The 17,551-nt window shown below is 48.8% G+C and carries 14 protein-coding genes and 1 tRNA gene; 11 read left to right on the top strand and 4 right to left on the bottom strand.

From position 1 onward, the window contains the following. Positions 1 to 29 precede the first annotated feature (29 nt). The 10 genes from AC506A_RS08790 (at position 30) to AC506A_RS08745 (ending at position 12,435) form a co-directional block, all read left to right on the top strand. Positions 30 to 2,630 carry a DUF5696 domain-containing protein gene (locus AC506A_RS08790; protein WP_495460558.1) on the top strand — a complete coding sequence of 867 codons (2,601 nt, stop codon included), beginning with the start codon at positions 30 to 32 and terminating at the stop codon, positions 2,628 to 2,630. A 2-nt stretch (positions 2,631 to 2,632) separates the two neighbouring features. Further along, complete coding sequence (locus tag AC506A_RS08785; RefSeq protein ID WP_495460557.1) at positions 2,633 to 3,532, top strand: carbohydrate ABC transporter permease; 900 nt, start codon at positions 2,633 to 2,635, stop codon at positions 3,530 to 3,532. Positions 3,533 to 3,548: 16 nt separating this feature from the next. Beyond that, positions 3,549 to 4,499 carry a carbohydrate ABC transporter permease gene (locus AC506A_RS08780; protein WP_495460556.1) on the top strand — a complete coding sequence of 317 codons (951 nt, stop codon included), beginning with the start codon at positions 3,549 to 3,551 and terminating at the stop codon, positions 4,497 to 4,499. A gap of 90 nt (positions 4,500 to 4,589) precedes the next feature. Continuing rightward, positions 4,590 to 5,729, top strand: a complete 1,140-nt coding sequence (locus AC506A_RS08775; protein ID WP_495460555.1) for a GntR family transcriptional regulator — start codon at positions 4,590 to 4,592, stop codon at positions 5,727 to 5,729. A gap of 209 nt (positions 5,730 to 5,938) precedes the next feature. Beyond that, positions 5,939 to 6,967, top strand: a complete 1,029-nt coding sequence (locus AC506A_RS08770) for a carbohydrate-binding family 9-like protein (protein WP_495461005.1) — start codon at positions 5,939 to 5,941, stop codon at positions 6,965 to 6,967. A 6-nt stretch (positions 6,968 to 6,973) separates the two neighbouring features. Beyond that, the gene (locus AC506A_RS08765; RefSeq protein ID WP_495460554.1) at positions 6,974 to 9,592 is read left to right on the top strand and encodes a transglutaminase domain-containing protein; all 2,619 of its coding nucleotides are present in this window, start codon (positions 6,974 to 6,976) and stop codon (positions 9,590 to 9,592) included. Positions 9,593 to 9,607: 15 nt separating this feature from the next. Further along, on the top strand, positions 9,608 to 10,666 hold the full coding sequence (locus AC506A_RS08760; RefSeq protein WP_495460553.1) for a glycoside hydrolase family 18 protein: 1,059 nt from the start codon (positions 9,608 to 9,610) through the stop codon (positions 10,664 to 10,666). Between the two features lie 94 nt (positions 10,667 to 10,760). Beyond that, positions 10,761 to 10,847 (top strand) — tRNA-Leu (locus AC506A_RS08755). A gap of 222 nt (positions 10,848 to 11,069) precedes the next feature. Further along, positions 11,070 to 11,483 (top strand): exosporium protein C, encoded by a 414-nt coding sequence (locus tag AC506A_RS08750; RefSeq protein ID WP_495460552.1) that lies wholly within the window; start codon positions 11,070 to 11,072, stop codon positions 11,481 to 11,483. Between the two features lie 133 nt (positions 11,484 to 11,616). Next, positions 11,617 to 12,435, top strand: coding sequence for a divergent polysaccharide deacetylase family protein (locus tag AC506A_RS08745; RefSeq protein WP_495460551.1), 819 nt, complete (start codon positions 11,617 to 11,619; stop codon positions 12,433 to 12,435). Here AC506A_RS08745 and AC506A_RS08740 read toward each other — a convergent pair. After that, entirely contained in the window at positions 12,403 to 13,161 is a 759-nt protein-coding gene (locus AC506A_RS08740) for an N-acetylmuramoyl-L-alanine amidase family protein (RefSeq protein ID WP_495460550.1), read from the bottom strand. The genes AC506A_RS08745 and AC506A_RS08740 overlap by 33 nt on opposite strands. A gap of 134 nt (positions 13,162 to 13,295) precedes the next feature. Here AC506A_RS08740 and AC506A_RS08735 point away from each other — a divergent pair, with 134 nt between their 5' ends. Further along, positions 13,296 to 13,496 carry a YqzE family protein gene (locus tag AC506A_RS08735; RefSeq protein ID WP_495460549.1) on the top strand — a complete coding sequence of 67 codons (201 nt, stop codon included), beginning with the start codon at positions 13,296 to 13,298 and terminating at the stop codon, positions 13,494 to 13,496. A gap of 9 nt (positions 13,497 to 13,505) precedes the next feature. On the opposite strand, the gene AC506A_RS08730 is transcribed toward AC506A_RS08735, so the two are convergent. The 3 genes from AC506A_RS08730 to AC506A_RS08720 all read right to left on the bottom strand — a co-directional run bounded on the left by AC506A_RS08730 (position 13,506) and on the right by AC506A_RS08720 (position 17,351). Beyond that, positions 13,506 to 14,426 carry a hypothetical protein gene (locus AC506A_RS08730; RefSeq protein WP_495460548.1) on the bottom strand — a complete coding sequence of 307 codons (921 nt, stop codon included), beginning with the start codon at positions 14,424 to 14,426 and terminating at the stop codon, positions 13,506 to 13,508. Positions 14,427 to 14,568: 142 nt separating this feature from the next. After that, complete coding sequence (locus AC506A_RS08725) at positions 14,569 to 15,516, bottom strand: YqhG family protein (protein ID WP_495460547.1); 948 nt, start codon at positions 15,514 to 15,516, stop codon at positions 14,569 to 14,571. Continuing rightward, positions 15,513 to 17,351 carry a DEAD/DEAH box helicase gene (locus AC506A_RS08720; RefSeq protein WP_495460546.1) on the bottom strand — a complete coding sequence of 613 codons (1,839 nt, stop codon included), beginning with the start codon at positions 17,349 to 17,351 and terminating at the stop codon, positions 15,513 to 15,515. Before AC506A_RS08720 ends, AC506A_RS08725 begins: the two co-directional genes overlap by 4 nt. Positions 17,352 to 17,551 lie beyond the last annotated feature (200 nt).

Genomic DNA, 17,551 nt, shown 5'->3' with positions numbered 1-17,551 from the left:
GAATCATGTTTATTTGGAGGGGAACGGTTGTGATCAAAAGAAAGCATGTCGTCATTGCTGCCCTCTGCGGATGCTTGGCAGCTGGTACTGCCATTATCAATTACGCTGACGGGGATAAAGAGGATATTGGCTTGACGGGAGACGCGGCATCGGCATCGGCAGCTTCAGATGGAGGAAAGTCTCTCAAAGACGAGGTTACGATCGCTTCTGCGGTTCTGGCTGCGGATTCTACCGAACGTACAACGAATACAGCAGAAGAACTGGCTGTACTTAAACAGATGGAGCAGCTATCGGAGACAGAAACACTCGCCTTGTTCATCAATAAAGAGACAGCAGAGATTGCGGTGAAGGACAAGCGAGACGGGTACGTATGGTTCTCGAACCCTGTCGGTCATCAGAAGGATTCGCTCGCATCACCACTCTATCAGTCGGAGCTCTCATCGCAGCTGCTGCTTACGTATTATAACGAGAAGGGCCAAGTCTATCATTTCAACAGCTATGATGACAGTGTCCAGAAGAAACAGTTCGAGATTACGGCTGCGAAGAATGGCGTAAGAATCGTCTACCAGTTCGGTAAAGCTTCCGGCGGCACGGATAACATTCCGGCGGTAATCAGCAAGGAACGATTCGAGAAGTTCATCTTGGACAAGCTGCCGGATGACGATGCCCGTAAGCAGGTCACTTATAAATTCCGTCTTAATCAAGAGAAGCAGGTCTACGAGGTCCGCAATTTGCAAGATAACGTGAAGCAGGAGCTTGCAGGTTATTTAACCAAAGCGGGATATACGAAAGAAGATGCTGCTCAGGATAACAAGGAGAACGGTGCCGAAGTAGAAGCTGCCGATGAGCAGGCTACTTTCACGATTCCGGTAGAATACGCTTTGGACGATGAACAATTCGTTGTATCCATCTCTGCGAAGGATGTCCACTACAGTCCTGACTTTCCGCTTGCCTCCGTCCAGGTGCTAAAGCATTTCGGAGCGGCAGACGATAAGAAGCAGGGATATATCTTCGTTCCGGATGGTTCAGGTGCGTTAATTCAACTTAATAATAAGAAGTTAAGTGCCGAACCTTACAAAATGCCGGTTTATGGTGAAGATGGCACCTTTGATGTAAAGGAGCGGGTGGTAACAAGTTCTCCGGTACGTTTGCCTGTGTTTGGCTTGAAGCAGAATGATCATGCTTTGCTTGGTATTATTGAGGACGGGGATGCGTTGTCTAGTGTGCTCGCCGATATTAGCGGCAGACATGATCAATATAATAGTGTCAATTCCGAGTTCCAATTTGTATCGATGGACTATTATACGCTCAGCTCAGGGACGAAGACCAGCTCGGTTCCCATGTTCCAACAGCAGACTTATCAAGGCGATCTACGTGTCCGCTATAGCTTCCTTACAGGCGGTTCAGCCGATTATGTTGGGATGGCAGGTGCTTATCGGAATTATTTAACCGACAAATACAAGCTGAAGAAGCTTGATGAGAAGGCAAATGCACCATTCATCCTCGAGGTTGAAGGAGCGTTCCGTAAGAAGAAATCATTCCTTGGCCTGCCTTATTCGGCAACGGAATCGTTAACGACGTATGATGAGGCAGGCTCCTTGCTTAAGCTGCTGAAGACGCAGGATATCGATGATATTGCACTGCGTTATGTAGGTTGGTTTAATGATGGCATCCGTCACAGCTCTCCTAAGGATATCGAGCTCGAAGGTGCTCTCGGAGGCAAGAAAGATCTTCAGCGTCTTATCGATTACACGAAGCAAAATGAGATTGGCTTGTATCCAGACGTGGCTTTCCTCGAGAAATATAAGGGGGCCAAAGACAGTGCGGATTTACTTGATCGTCGCAGTGCAGCCGTCTATCATTACGATCCAGTCATGTACGTAAAGGACAGCTCTTCATTCTCCCATTACAAGTTGTCCCCGAACAAGCTTCCGAGTACGGTAGATGCCTTTATGGCAGATTATGAGAAGTTCAAGATAAGCGGTTTATCCTTGCGGGATATGGGGAATGAAGTGAATTCGGACTTTGACCCGGATGCATCGGTCGACCGTCAGGCTGCGCGAAATACGATCCTGCATGAAACGGACAAGCTGAAGCAGCAAAGCGGTCAGCTCATGGTAAGCGGAGGCAATGCTTATACGCTTCCATATGCCGACATCGTCGTACATGCACCTACTTCCAGCAATCGATTAAACATTACCGATGAGGATGTCATGTTCTATCAAATTGCACTTCATGGTTATGTAGATCTGGCAGGTGCACCCTTCAATATGGATGAATATCAGAACCCGCGCGTCTCGATGCTCAAAGCGCTGGAAACCGGCTCCAATATCTATTACGCCTGGTACTATAACGAGGCAGCGGTTGTCAAAGATACCGCTTATAACGATCTGTACGCGCTCCATTACGCGGATTGGTTTGACGAAGCGACGAGCGTATACAAAGAGGCAAACCCCGTATTGAAACAAGTGCGTAATCAAATCATTACCGGCCATCGCACACTTGCCAATCAAGTCGTGGAGACCACGTTTGAGAACGGCATTTCGATTATCGTGAACTACAATCAAACGGCAGTACAGGTGAACGGCATGACGATCGGCGCCGAAAGCTACCGGTTAGGCGGTGAATGACGATGTTTAAAAAACCAATGACACTAAAACAGAAAAATGCATGGTTCGGTGTTCTGTTTGCATCGCCGCTCATGTTCGGTATGATCCTGCTGTTCATTTTGCCGCTGATCCAATCGTTTCGCTACAGCTTAAGCTCACTGGATATGGTTGATGGCGGATTTAAGGTAACGTACGAAGGCTTTGATAATTATACGAGCCTCTTTACGTCCAATCCGGATTTTCCTCGGACGCTCGCGGAATCGCTCGGAAACATGGTAGTGAACGTCCCGCTCATCCTTATTTTCAGTTTGTTCGCAGCAGTGCTGCTCAATCAGAAGTTCGTGGGGCGTCCATTCGCCAGAGCCATCTTCTTCCTGCCGGTTATTCTGGCTTCGAGTGCAATCGCGAACCTGGATATCAGCAGCTTCGTCGGAGGCGGGGCGATTCCGGCAGGCAATGGAGGAGAAGAGGGATCAAATGCACTGCAAAGCTTTGAGCTAAGCAGAATGATGATCGAATCAGGTTTATCGCCGGTCATTGTGAATTATATTACGGGCGCGGTCGACCGGATTTACGAGATTATCAGTTCGTCGGGTGTGCAAATCCTTATTTTCCTGGCAGGCTTGCAGTCGATCTCTCCATCCTTGTATGAGGCCTCCAAGATTGAAGGCGCGACAGGTTACGAGAGCTTCTGGAAAATTACGTTTCCGATGGTTACGCCGCTCATTCTAACGAACATGGTGTATTCGATAACCGATACGTTTAGCAGCAACCAGATCAATCTGCTTATTTCGGAATCGGCCTTCAAAGTATTCGATTTCGGTCTTAGCGCCGCGATGTCGTGGGTGTTCTTCCTATGCGTCGGCCTGATTCTTGCTGTCTCAGTCGGCCTGATCTCACGCAAAGTGTTCTACTATGACTAAATGGGGAGGTGAGTCTATGAAATCGCCTACGGCTTACGCCGATTTGTTCGTAAGACGGTACAATCCGGTGGAGAAAACGAAAGGATTCGTATGGAGATTGATACGAGCTGTCCTTATTCTCGGATTTTGCTTCGTAATCCTGTTTCCGCTCTTCCTGCGGATTTCCATCGCATTTCGCAGCAAGGTCGACATCTACGATCCGACCGTGCTCTGGATACCAAGGCACTTTACGCTCGATAATTTCAAGATCGCAATGGAATCCGCTCATTACTTGACTTCATTGCTGAATACGCTGTACATCACGTCCAGCACAACGATCATCCAGATGGCTTCTTGTACGCTGGCTGCATATGCGTTTGCACGACTGAAGTTTAAAGGCAGTGAGATTTTATTCGCACTTGTCATCTTCACTATCGTTGTGCCTCCGCAAACGATCATGATTCCGCTGTACTTGACTTACCGCTACTTTGATCTGTTTGGTCTGATTCACTTGTTTACGGGCAAGAAAGGGCTGAATTTGATCGATACCTTCTGGCCGTTCATTATTTCGGCTGGAACTGCAATGGGACTCAAGAACGGACTCTATATCTATATTTTCCGGCAGTTTTTTAGAGGGATTCCGAAGGAAGTCGAAGAGGCTGCACTGGTTGACGGAGCAGGGGTGCTTCGCACGTTCTCCCGCATCATGCTGCCCAATGCCATTCCTGCGATCATTACGGTGTTATTGTTCTCATTCGTCTGGCAGTGGAATGACAGCTATTATGTCAGCTTGTTCCTGAAGCAGGTCAAAGTGCTGTCCACAAGTCTAATGGATATGGGAGTTGGCATCAAGGAGCCGGACCCTGTATATACCTCCATGCTGCTTAATACAGGCGTACTCTTAACGATCGCGCCGCTTATTGCCATGTATCTGTTTGTGCAGCGGTACTTTGTAGAAAGCGTAGAGCGGACGGGGATTACAGGCTAGTTCATAATCCGTATAAAATCTGTTGGATTAGTAAGACAATAATCGATATACTGAAAAAAATAGAACTAATTAGGCTGAGGTGTGAATTCTGTGCTGAGCGACAATAAGCCGTTATACAGTAAAATACTCGGAGTTTTGCGCGAACGCATTTCTCAAGGGGAATACGTTACCGGTCAGCAGCTTCCGACGGAACTTGAGCTAGCGGAGCAGTTCGGCGTCAGCCGCATTACATCCAAACGTGCATTGATAGAACTCGAAAGAGAAGGTCTGATCTATCGGAGAAGGGGCAGCGGAAGCTTCGTTAAGAAACAAGACGAAGCTCGTCCTGAATTGGAAGTGAGGGAGACCTCTTCTTCCAGCCGAATCGTTTCCATGATCCTTCCATTTGTTAACGCTCACAATACGCTTGAGCATATGCAAGGTGCGGCCAAATACGTAGAATCCAAGGGATATTACCTAAGTATTCATAACAGTGACTGGAGCAGTGAACGAGAGCGTGAGCTGCTGCATTCGCTGCCCAAGCGAGGTACGTCGGGTATTATTTTGTATCCGGTCAGCACGCAAAAGAATTTGGATGTTGTTCATGCGCTTCATTTAAGCGAGTATCCGATTGTAACGGTCGATCAATATTACAGCTTGCTGACAATGGGAAGCGCAGTATCGGATAATTATGAAGGTGGTTATCAAGCGGCATCCAAGCTGATTGAGCTGGGTCATTCGCGAATTGCTTTCATATCCACGATAGGCATTCAGTACCGCAGTACAGTGCGTGATCGCTTCTTCGGCTATAGTAAAGCGCTAAGTGATCACGGATTTCCAGTGGATATTGAACTGATCTTCAGCGACTTGCCTCGGGAAGCAGAAGGTGCTTCGGCGACTCGGCGGGAATTTTACAAGGATTTGCTTGGGAAATTGATGAAGCTGCGCGTGACGGCGATTCAGACCGAACATGACATGGTCGCTTACGATTGTATGAAAGCGGCTATTGATCTGGGGATCAAGATTCCGGAGGAATTGTCGATAGTGGGCTTTGATAACAACGATATGTCGCAGCAAGGCGATATTCCGATTACTACAATTGAACAGAATTACGAGGAAATCGGTAAGCGGGCTGCGATGATGATTGTTGATCAATTGGAGAACCATGTTATACAACGGGAACGTGCTGTTATTCCAGTCAAATGGATCTCAAGACAGTCGATCGGACCTGGGCCTGACCTGAACGATTAAGTCCGGGTTTGGTATTCGCCTTCTTGTGAGCTCCATACTCGCAGGGAGGCTTTTTTGCGTTTAAGATATATTCATGCTTCGAGGTTATATTATTTGTTATATCTAATATTTACACATTCGACGTAAGAACGGTATAATGTGAGTGGAAAATGGAATCCATGTTCGAAGAAGATATAACATAAATGGAGTTGGAGGCTGGATCAATGTCAATGAACTTTAACGGAGTACCGGAACCACACATAAAGAAGTATGCACCGGAGCATTACATGTGCCGCAGAGCGACTGAACCGCTCGTCTTGGATGGCAGATTGGATAAACCATTTTGGGCGGATGCGCCTTGGACGGCAGAGTTCGTTGATATCGAAGGCGACCTGAGACCGAAGCCAAGCAAACGTACAAGAGTCAAAATGTTATGGGATGACGAGTACTTCTATTTCGGAGCTGAAATGGTAGAAGACCAAATTTGGGCTACGCTGACGGAGCGGGACTCCGTTATTTTCTACGATAATGATTTTGAGATTTTCATCGATCCTGATGGTGATTCGCACCAATACTATGAATTTGAAATTAATGCACTCAATACGGTGTGGGATTTGCTGCTGGTGAAGCCATACCGTGACGGCGGGCCGGCAGTCAATGCATGGGACATCGCAGGTCTGAAGACGGCGGTTCATATCGATGGGGAGCTTAACAATCCACTTGCTGCCAATCGCGGCTGGAGCGTAGAAGTGGCCATGCCATGGAAGAGCTTACTGGAATGTGCTGCTGAAGGGCGTCGTCCGACAGTCGGACAATTCTGGCGCGTCAATTTCTCTCGTGTGGAATGGCAGGCTGAAGTGAATAAAGATGGACGATATGAGAAAGTCATCAATCCTGCTACAGGCAAGTCATACCCGGAAGACAATTGGGTATGGTCTCCGATGGGAATCATCAATATGCATTACCCGGAATTATGGGGATATGTCGTGTTTGCCGATGAAGAGAGCACGGAAAACTTTACACTGCCGCAGGATGAAACGATAAAGTGGCAGCTGCGCATGCTGTATTATCGTCAGCGCAATCATTTTGCGGAATTCGGCGTGTTTAGTGCGGATCTGTCTCTGCTTATGGGGGAAGACACGTGGATGATCCAGCCTCAAATCGAATTGACTTCGCGGCTCTTTCAGATATCAGCGCCGTCTGCAGATGGCAGTTCGACATTCTATATTCGAGAAGACGGGAAGCTATGGAAGGAGTGAGGCGGTATGTCCTTAACAGCCGCAGGTTTTTCATTGGATGAAGAAACCCTCCTTACGATTGAGCGCAAGTTCAAAGAGAAGCAGGAGCTGGCAAATGCGAGAAAGAGAGAGCTCTTCAGCGTATTTGAGGAAGAACTGAGCGAGGAAGAACGGTTAGCGCTTAAGTTTCTCTATGCCTATATGCCGCTGAACGACCTGGCTGATTACGAGGGCAGCCTGTTCCTGAGCCATGTCCGGAAGACACTGGAGATTCGTCGTCAGATGCCTTGGGGCAATCAGGTGCCGGACCATCTGTTCCTCCATTTTGTTCTGCCGTATCGCGTGAACAACGAGAACATCGAGGACAGCAGGGGGATTTTGTTCGATGAGCTGTTTAGTCGTGTGAAGCAGCTCTCCATGGAAGATGCGATCTTGGAAACGAATCATTGGTGCTACGAGAAGGCAACATACGTCGGCAATGATCCGCGAACGGTCTCGCCGCTGACACTGATACGTACAACGCTGGGACGTTGCGGAGAAGAATCGACTTTAGCCGTTGCTGCGCTGCGCAGCCTCTGCATTCCGGCGAGACAGTGCTATACGCCGCGCTGGGCACATTCGGACTCGAACCATGCTTGGGTTGAAGCTTGGGCCGAAGGCAGCTGGCATTTTATCGGTGCTTGTGAACCTGAGGCGCAGCTGAATGAAGGCTGGTTCAGTGCTCCGGCTCGAAGAGCGATGCTCATTAATACACGGGTACCTTCGAAATATCCAGGGCCGGAATCCATTACGCTCGCGCATGAATGGTATACAGAAATCAATTTACTGGATGGGTATGCACCTAGTCGTAAAATAGTTGTAGTTATTCAAGACCGTGAAGGGCTGCCGGTTCCAGGAGCTGCCGTATCGTTCCAGGTCTATAATTTCGCTGAATTTACGCCTATTGCTAAACTGACTACAGATGCCAAAGGTGAAGTAACGCTTACGACAGGCTATGGCGATTTGCTCGTTCGCGCAGTAGAGGGATCGAGATGGGGCGAGTGTAAAATATCGGTTTCCGAACGGGATTCCTTTACCATTACGATTGATCACCACGAGCAGCCCGAAGGCATTTCCGAGTTCGAGATGGTGCCGCCACCGGAGCTGTCTGTCGATGGAGCGTCTGCCGTTTCTGAAGAGGTGCTGCAACAACATCGTAACCGACTGCAGCAAGGAGCCGCTATTCGTAAAAGCTTCGAGGATACGTTTGTTAGTGAGGCGCGATCGGGCGAGATTGCTGGGGAGCTTGGTCTTCCGGTTGAACGAGTATGGCATGTTCTTCGCAAGGCGCGTGGGAACAGTCATGAAATCGCTGCATTTCTGCAGGAGCAAACGGATTCATATGGAGAATGGCCGCTGCGGCTGCTAGAGAGCTTAAACGATAAAGATTTGACCGATACGTTCCGCCCCGCGCTGTACGATCATTTGGTAGGCTCGCTGCCGTACGCAGCGTTATTCGATGTAGATTTGTTCTCGCGTTACGTGCTTTGTCCGCGTGTTTTGTTCGAAATGATCGGTCCTTATAAGCAGCTTTTTCAAGAAAGTTTACTTGTTGAGGACATCGCGCGCTACAGGTTGGACCCAGCTGGGCTAGTCGGCCATCTTCTTGAGAAGTTTGAAGTTGTGGAGGATATGACGTACTACCAGGGATCCGCAATGCCTTCAGGCAGCTATCGCCTTCTGAAAGGTGACCGGATTTCGCGTGATATTCTGTTCGTAGCAGTCTGTCGGAGTATTGGCATTCCAGCGCGGCTTCATCCGAGCGAGCGTAAGCCACAGTACTGGCTGGACGGCAAGTGGTATGATGCTCGTTTCGAACTAGTAAGCACGCCTACATCTGCTGCAGTAATGGGAGAAGTGCTTCTGAAGCGTGATCCGGAAGCTCCGGCTGAGGCGGAGGAAGCGGCTTATTTTCGAAACTTCTCCTTTGCAAAACTGGAGAATGGCTGGTATCAATCGTTATTTTATCCACATGGTTTAACCGATGTATATGGGAAGCCGTTTGAGCTTGATGCGGGCTGCTATCGCATGACTGCTGGGACCAGACAGAAGGACGGCTCCGTGCTTGTTCGTTTCACTTATTTTAAAGTACAAGGTGACAAGTGTAAGGAGTTGCCGCTGACATTCCGTTATCCAATTCGTGAATTGCCTGTAATCGGCGAAGCAGATCCGGCTTGGAGATTTACTCGCCAGAATGGAACGTCTACTTCGCTGGGAGAGCTCACACAAGGCAGAAGTGCGGTGCTGGCATGGATCGAACCGGAACGCGAGCCTTCCAAGCATTTGCTTCGAGAGATCAAAGAGCTGACTAGCACATTTGATGCACTTAACATGACAATTATTATGGCTGTAGGCGAGGAAGGATGGACAGCATCCTTTGACCCCGCTGCCTATGAAGGTTTCCCTGTCGATTTCACTTTCGTTCGTGACCGTGATTTAGTCATGCTGCAGGCAGCTCCCGCACTAGTAGAGTCGGGTACGGTTTCCCTGCCATTCGTGCTGGTCCTCGATGAGAACAGTGGTATACGCTATGTAACTGCGGGTTACAAGCTGGGAATTGGTAGAGAGGTGCTTCAAGTTGGCACGCAGCTAGTAGATAAGAAATAAGGAGGAATTATGGATATGAAATCAACATCTAACTATTATTCGGTAGGTTACGTAGGCGATTCATGGCTTCCAAAACTAACACAAGAACATGCATTGAAGCTGACTCATATCAACATTGCTTTCGGTCATGTTGTCAACGATGAAATCAGCATTGGCCATTTGAAGCATTTGGCCAGTTTGCCGACGCTTAAGTCCTATAATCCTGATTTAACGATTCTGTTGTCCGTTGGAGGATGGAGTGCAGGCGGGTTCTCCGAAGCGGCCTCTACGCCGGCCGGGAGGAAGCGGATGGCTGAAACCGCTGTAGCCATTCTAGGCAGCTACGCGATTGACGGGATTGATTTGGATTGGGAATACCCGTGTTATGGCGTTGCGGGGATCGCATCGAGCCCTGCAGACAAAACGAACTTCACGCTGCTCTTGAAAGAACTTCGAGAAGCGCTGGATCAATTAGGCGCACGAAACAACCGGCATTATCTGCTGACCATCGCGGCTGGAGCAGACCAATACTACATAGACGGGACCGAGATGGATCAGGTTCAGCGCTATTTGGATTATGTGCAATTGATGACCTATGACATGCGCGGCGGGTTCCAGACATTGACCGGCCACCATACGAATCTGTTTGCATCGACTGGTGATTTATTCCGCATCAGCGTTGAGGCTTCTGTACGCATGTTTGTTGCAGCAGGTGTGCCTCGGGAGAAAATCGTCATCGGCGCCGCATTCTACTCGCGCATGTGGAAGGATGTACCGGACATCAATAACGGCTTCCTTCAGATGACTGCGGGAGCTGGCGGCTACGGGCCGGATTTCAGCCGTTTGGCTGCCGACTATATTGAGAAGAATGGTTATAAACGATTCTGGGATGATGAAGCGAAAGCTCCATTCCTGTACAATGGCAATCAATTTATTACCTATGAGGATGAGGAGTCACTTCATCACAAATGCCAGTTTGTTAAGAATGAAGGACTACGCGGGGTCATGTTCTGGGAGTACTGCTGCGATACAACTTTCCGCCTGTTAGATGCAATAGACAAGGGATTAGGAAATAATTGTGTTGTGGCAAAATAATAGGGATTCATCTTCATGTTTGACACTTTTATTCTATTCATGGTAAAGTATTTTTACTGCTTCAAACGATAGAATGAAACAGTAATTGCCAGATGCGGTCGTGGCGGAATTGGCAGACGCGCTAGATTCAGGTTCTAGTGGTGTAACAGCCGTGGAGGTTCGAGTCCTCTCGACCGCACCATACTTACAAACCAACCCCAGATGATTCTGGGGTTTATTTTTTTATATAGCTGCAATTCAAAATGAAATCGAGAGAAAAGCAACTAATCTGCCCGTCTTAATGGACGAGGCAGTTTTTTGTTTCTTTAACGTTAATCGTAAATAGGTTTCAACAACTCGTCCACACCAACGCATATTGATTTTCATAGAATAGTCTATCTGGTAGGAAAGGAGATGATCATTCATGGTGAAAATTATTGACTATAATGTTAGCGTGCCGGCAGTCGTTACGAACCAAGTGCATATTCCGGTTCCGCAAACGCCTGCCAAAACGATCCTAGCCGAGCTGGGCATCTTTATTGCACATGAGCATCCTAACAATCGTGTTGAGCTGATTGCGACAATTGGCGCGGCAGCAATCGATGGTGTGGTAGATGTACTGTTCCGTGTTTTCCGGGGCACTCAAGAAATCTTTTATACACTCCAAGGCTTAGAAGCAGGATACGAACATTATGGTGTCGTCACGTTTCAAGTCATCGACATCAACGTGCCTATTGGTGCACACGGTTATTCGCTATATGTGGAGAAACTTACTGCATCTAGTGAAGCTGCTGTTATTGGTCCAATCAATCTTAGCGCAACCGTTTATGCGGTTTAAAGATATTTCAATAGGTTTGAAGGACGAGGACCTCCTCGTCTTTCTTGTTTGGAACAGCTACATATATTTCCCTTAATTTACAAATGATGAAGGTATGTAATTACTTTTATGTACAGAAGGAGAACTAAAAAAGATGCAACATAGAACTGTGCTAGCAGGCATCGTCATGGCCGCAGTATTATTACTGGCTCCACATACCGATGCAGCAACAGCCGCTCCCGTTAACGAGAAACACGTAGAATTAAAGGGGCATCGACAAGTAGCGATCGTCATCGACGATTTTGGCAACGGAATGACGGGCACGCCGGAGATGATGGAGCTTCCTGTACATTTTACCGTTGCCGTAATGCCGTTCTTGCCGACAACAAAGGAAGATGCAGAACTCGCTTTCAAAAGAGGAGACGACGTGATCGTCCATATGCCGATGGAGCCGGTGCGCGGTAAGCCGGAATGGCTGGGACCGGGTGCCATTACGACGAGTATGAGTGACGCTGAAATTCGCAAACGGGTGGAGGAGGCGATCGCCGCCGTTCCGCATGCGGTAGGCATGAACAACCATATGGGCTCCAAAGTAACGGCGGATGAGCGTGTCATGCGAGCTGTACTGACTGTCGTTAAGGAACATGGCCTGTTCTTCTTGGACAGCAGAACAAGCTATAAGACGGTGCTGCCAAAGGTGACAGCAGAACTCGGTGTGCCGCTGTTATCCAATCAAGTTTTCTTGGATGATGTGTATACGACGAATCATATCTCCAAGCAGGTAGGGGTACTTCGAAAATATCTAGAGACTAATGACAGCTGCGTCATTATCGGTCATGTTGGACCTCCGGGTAAACTGACAGCCGCGGTACTCAAAGATGCGATCCCGCGGCTGCAGTCCACGACCAGCTTCGTGAAGTTATCTGAGATGGTGGTGCCTTCAGCGGAGAAGGATATAATTCCGCACTCCTGATGAAATCGCCTCAGCCAGTTGAAACTGCTTACGAGGATTCATCAGCATGGTTCGGTCACCTTCATGGCTTAGAAATCCCATTTCCACGATAACGGCAGGCTGTTTCACGACATTCAGCAAATAAAACGGCGAACCTACACGGGGGAGTTGGCGCGTATTGTGCTTGCGATTCAGTGCATCTTGGATGCAAAACGCAAGCAGCGCGCTTTCTCCCTCGTTTTGATGGAGGACGAGTGGTCCGTGCTCTGTTCTGTCCGGCGCCCAATTGACATGGATGCTGATGAGAATCTTTGTCTGAATTTCTTTCGTTAACTGGCTGCGCTGAGATAAATCCCTGCGATGCCTGGAGCCTGAAGGGTTCCAGCGATTATCGTCACTAAGGGCATAGTCAGCATCGCGATTAAGAATGGCGCGGATGCCGTTTGCGCTCAGAAGCAAATACAGCTTCTTGGCTACGGCTAAGTTAATATCTTTCTCCAGAATATCTTCGTGGTGCGCACCGCCATCGATTCCTCCATGACCTACATCAATCAGGACTTCTGCAGTTGGAAGCGCTCGTTGATAACTTGGCGGTGCTTCTGCTTGCAGATGAATATCGGCAGCAGGCGCATCCAGCGGATAGGCCGCCAGGATGCCAGTCGGACTTAGGATATACGAGCAAAAGACAACAGAACAGATCATCAGGAACAACCGAGTCCGTGCTCGTCTAGATCGGTACTCCAGCATGCTGTACCATACCTCCAATTCCATAATGGCTATCGTTAGCGTGGCACAGACCAAGGAAACTCATTCATGTTTGAAGTAAATGATTAACGGGGACACTGTAGGTACACTAGAAATGTTAAAGGGAGATGAAGGACATGGCTGTTGAGAAACCCGAAGAATACATTAAGTTTATGACCGGTAAAATGATCGAAATCATTGACAGGCCGCAGGAAGTACGGAAAGAAAAAAGACAAAAAGCCAAAGCATCAAGAGAGCCTTGGCTGACACGTTGGTTTGGTATGGGCGGATTAGGCGTGATGCAGCTCATCCGTTCTAAGCCTCGAGAAGAAAGCTAATCGACTCCGTTAGTTATAGAAATGGCCTTCTTGATTAAGCAGGTCGATCGGGATATAGCGGGTACCTACAGAATCAAATGCTACAAATAGGCTGTGATTATCCCAGTTATGGTACCCGATGGCCGGATAAACGAACAGCACCGTTTCGCGAAACAATTCTGCGGTGAATCGAATTTGATTCCGATGGTCAAGCAAGTCAGGCAATTGTTTGATTTGCTCTTTTGACAAAGGGGATTTGGTCAGCCAGGGCAATCGCTCGTAAGGATCGAAAACTTGATTGGCTTTGGCACCGGACAGTTTCGAGAGGGGTTTCAAAGTTGTTGTCGACGCCGTACTTAATTTAGGCTTGTCCGCAGCAGCGATTGCCTTGGTTTGCTCTTGCCACAGCTGATCTGTTATAGGCAAAGCTTCACCTGTCCATGCATCCAAATAATAAGTTTCCTGATTGGCATCCACATACTTCCAAACCGCAAGTACAGGTGATACGTAGAGCCGTTCCAAGTGGAGCGGTTTTTTTATGGCGTCTGCGAACGTGGTGAACAATCCTTGTCGTACCATGGAATTATACAGCGTATTGGCGTCGAAAGCGGGATGCGCGCCTGTGCCGTATTCGCCAAGGATGTACCCGCCTTCAGCAGTAGCATGAACAATCATATAGCCAACAGGCAGACGATTAAGCCGAAACGTGACCAGCCAACCATGCGTACCCGGTCCGAGGGGAACGATGGAGGCGTTTGCTTGCTTCCATGATTGAAATTGAGGCTGAGCCGACAGCGCGTCCGCCCATGCCTCAACTTGCTGCTCGAGCTTGGCTGCATGCTGCTCACTAGGGGCTGTTTGGAAAGAAAGTGCGGCGGCTGAAACCTGTGTACTCGTCAAGAGGAAAGCGGCTGCTAGGGCAAAAAGCGATATCCACCTTAAGTGCTTCATCTGCATCACCTGCTGCTTCCTGTAGAATGGGAAAGCCGATTCACCGTCATTGTACCGTACCTTCCGTTGAAAAGGATGTAGGAACGTGTCACGGGATTGGGACAAGCTCCGTTCTATTTTTGCCGGATTAAGAGGGATCTTGTTAGCCAATGCCTTGGAGATAGAAAATACCGCAGTTAATGGCAGAAGCCGTGACCCGAGGCTCATACTGCCAGCGGATTTCTTCTTGTCTGCGTTCGAACTGTTCGGTAATGAGCTGCTTGTTCTCTTCTTCGGCCGATGCCAGAAGAGGCTCATAATAATGATTGATGGTCGACAGCTCATCAGTCAAACGCTCAGCTGCTGCCTGTGCCCACGAGTAATCATAGGTGCGAAGCTTACGCTCGAGCGTTTGCTCTGCAATGGCAGCCGCTTTATTAAGGGAGTACGCGTTTTTGGCTGTGTGCACATTAGGCGGCAGCTTAGGAGTCATGCGATGTGTCATCAGCCGATCATGAAATTGCTCGACGCATTGTCCGGTTGCCAGCGAAACGCCGAACGAATGGATTTCTTCTCGTTTCATGTCGCAGGCGAACTCTACTTTCATATTAACCCCGAGCCAAGCGCTGTAAGCAGTTGAATGAAGCGGGTGGGCGCTTCGTTTCTCCGGTTCCTGGAACAAACATAAGTAGCTGCCGCCGCTGCGAGCAGATTCGAAGAGCTGATTCAATCGACGTGAGCCATAATACAAATCCTCGCGCGGAACGCGGACATTCGTATTCAGCGTACCGTGAATATGACCGAAGGAGCGGCTTAATGCCGCATTTGCAGCAGCGTTCGCTGCGCTTTCGGCTGGTGGAGGTGGGGCTGCAGCAGCTGCAGCCTGTACCTGATCGTATTTCTGCTTATCCGTCACGAGCAGCATGGACATCGTTTCCGGATCGGCGCCTGTGCGGTCGACGAAGCTCCAATAATAGGGCCGATTCGTCAAATCACGGTCTGCGCGCGGCGAAAGCTTCACCTGAAAGTGAGCCGGCGATTTCTCGATAATCTGGCAGCTGGTCGTCTCTAAGTAGCGCTGAACAAACTTGTGTATTTGACGTTCATTCATGGTCTCACCTCAATCGTTTGTCCTACGGCGTTCATGACGGCATTAATCGCGCCCATATCAATAGGATCTTCCAATTCGACCTCGTCCCGAATTTGACTAAGTGAATTGCCCAGATCGTCGATCTGTTTGCGCAGCATCTCCTGATTGCCCCCAGACTCCAGCATCAAGCGGGCAAGCCGTTGTTCCAGCGTTTCGCTCTTCTCGAAGCGCTCCAAGATATGGTCAAGCTCCCCAATTACGAGCTCGAATAGATTGATTTTCTCATGCAGCAGACTGACGATATGCTCCTCAATGGTACCTATCGTGCAAAGGTTATAGATGCGTACGTCGCTCGTTTGCCCTAACCGATGGACGCGTCCGATTCGCTGTTCGACTCGCATCGGGTTCCAAGGCAGATCGAAATTGATCATGTGATGGCAGAACTGCAGATTGATTCCTTCGCCGCCGGCCTCCGTTGCAATAAGCACCTGCGCTCGTCCGCGGAACAGGTCCATCATCCAATCCTTCTTGCCTCGGTTCATCCCGCCTCGATAGGGGACCGCCACTATATTGTTGGCGCGGAAATATTGAAGCAGATATTCCTGCGTGGCTCGATACTCCGTGAAAATGATCACTTTATCGTTCATCTCGCGAACGAGCTCCATCGTTTTCTCTGCTTTCGTATTGGCGTTAATGCCGCGGATAACTTCAACGAGCTCCCAGATTTTCGCCCTCAGCGGAGAGTCTTCTGCCGTCTTCTTGAACATGTTGACCAGGGTAAGGAATACGGCATCCCGGCTGCTGCAAACTTCTCTTTGCAGCGTGACGAGGGAGAGCAGGCTGGACCAATCCCCTTGGCTTTCATCGACGCGATCATGCACAAATTTGGTGACCGCATCGTATAACGCCTGCTCCTCCGTAGAGAGAGACAGCGGTATGTTCTTTACGATCCGCTTCGTAAATTGAATGCCGCCATCACCGCGACGATTGCGAATCATGACGGAGGAGAGCGCTTCATGCAGCTGCTCCTCATTCTTCGGTATCCGCTTGTCCACAACGAAATTTGCCGCAAACTCGCTTTGTCCGCCCAGTTGCCCCGGTTTGAGCAATGTAATTAAGTTGAATAATTCGTCCAAATCGTTCTGAACCGGCGTAGCGGTAAGCAGCAGACAGTACTTTTTGCGCAGCAGATTCACGAATTGATAATTGGTTGTTTTCTTGTTCTTCAGCTTGTGCGCTTCATCGATAATGATCATATCGTAATCTTGTCCGAGCAGCTTCTCCCGATGAGGCTCACGTTTAGCAGTATCCATCGAAGCTACGACGACATCATAGGCCCAGGAATGGTCCTTCTTCTGCGCAACGGCAGAGATGCCGAATTTACTGTTCAGCTCTCGCACCCACTGCAAGACAAGTGAAGCCGGAACTAAGATGAGAGCACGTTTCACAAGTCCGCGAACCATATATTCTTTCAGCACTAGGCCAGCTTCTATCGTTTTGCCAAGTCCAACCTCATCGGCGAGAATGGCACGGCCGCTCATTTCATGCAGCACCTTGCGGGCAGTGCTGATTTGATGCGGCATCGGCTCGAAGGATGGGAGGCTGCGCAAGCATTGCAAATCATCGAAGCTCTCAACCAGCTTCGACTGTTCGGCTTCAATAGCCAGTTGGTACATCGTCCACTCGTCCCAAGGACCGTTACGGTCGACGCGTTCTTGCAATTGATGAAGCCATGTGCGATCAAATTGCAAATCTACACTCGGGTGCAGCTTGCGCTTCACAGTAGAAGCTGAGCCCGGGTTTGAAGCGGGGCCTGAAAGATTTTCTCCGTTTACGGGATCATAGTTCGATTGCATAGGTTGGAGGAGCTCCTTTCTCTGACCGATCGTAAAGCATCGATTTACGGGCTTGCAAATGAGTATTCTTCGTATGTAGTAGTATTTCCTTACAGCTGTAATTTCATAAGATAAAGCTTGAAAAAGGTCGAATTATCTGTAAAACGAAAAAAGAAGCCATGATTGATTCATGGCTTCTCTGTAGGCTTTATGAAAGAATC

Source organism: Paenibacillus sp. N22P23, assembly GCF_059383735.1.
The sequence above is the reverse complement of the archived record's forward strand: the minus strand, read 5'-3'. Positions and strand labels throughout refer to the sequence as shown.

Coding starts and splice junctions, on each gene's coding strand:
- AC506A_RS08720 (WP_495460546.1), bottom strand. CDS start 17,351: ATGCAATCGAACTATGATCCCGTAAACGGAGAAAATCTTTCAGGCCCC.
- AC506A_RS08770 (WP_495461005.1), top strand. CDS start 5,939: ATGAACTTTAACGGAGTACCGGAACCACACATAAAGAAGTATGCACCG.
- AC506A_RS08765 (WP_495460554.1), top strand. CDS start 6,974: ATGTCCTTAACAGCCGCAGGTTTTTCATTGGATGAAGAAACCCTCCTT.
- AC506A_RS08785 (WP_495460557.1), top strand. CDS start 2,633: ATGTTTAAAAAACCAATGACACTAAAACAGAAAAATGCATGGTTCGGT.
- AC506A_RS08760 (WP_495460553.1), top strand. CDS start 9,608: ATGAAATCAACATCTAACTATTATTCGGTAGGTTACGTAGGCGATTCA.
- AC506A_RS08780 (WP_495460556.1), top strand. CDS start 3,549: ATGAAATCGCCTACGGCTTACGCCGATTTGTTCGTAAGACGGTACAAT.
- AC506A_RS08730 (WP_495460548.1), bottom strand. CDS start 14,426: ATGAAGCACTTAAGGTGGATATCGCTTTTTGCCCTAGCAGCCGCTTTC.
- AC506A_RS08740 (WP_495460550.1), bottom strand. CDS start 13,161: ATGCTGGAGTACCGATCTAGACGAGCACGGACTCGGTTGTTCCTGATG.
- AC506A_RS08725 (WP_495460547.1), bottom strand. CDS start 15,516: ATGAATGAACGTCAAATACACAAGTTTGTTCAGCGCTACTTAGAGACG.
- AC506A_RS08745 (WP_495460551.1), top strand. CDS start 11,617: ATGCAACATAGAACTGTGCTAGCAGGCATCGTCATGGCCGCAGTATTA.
- AC506A_RS08735 (WP_495460549.1), top strand. CDS start 13,296: ATGGCTGTTGAGAAACCCGAAGAATACATTAAGTTTATGACCGGTAAA.
- AC506A_RS08750 (WP_495460552.1), top strand. CDS start 11,070: ATGGTGAAAATTATTGACTATAATGTTAGCGTGCCGGCAGTCGTTACG.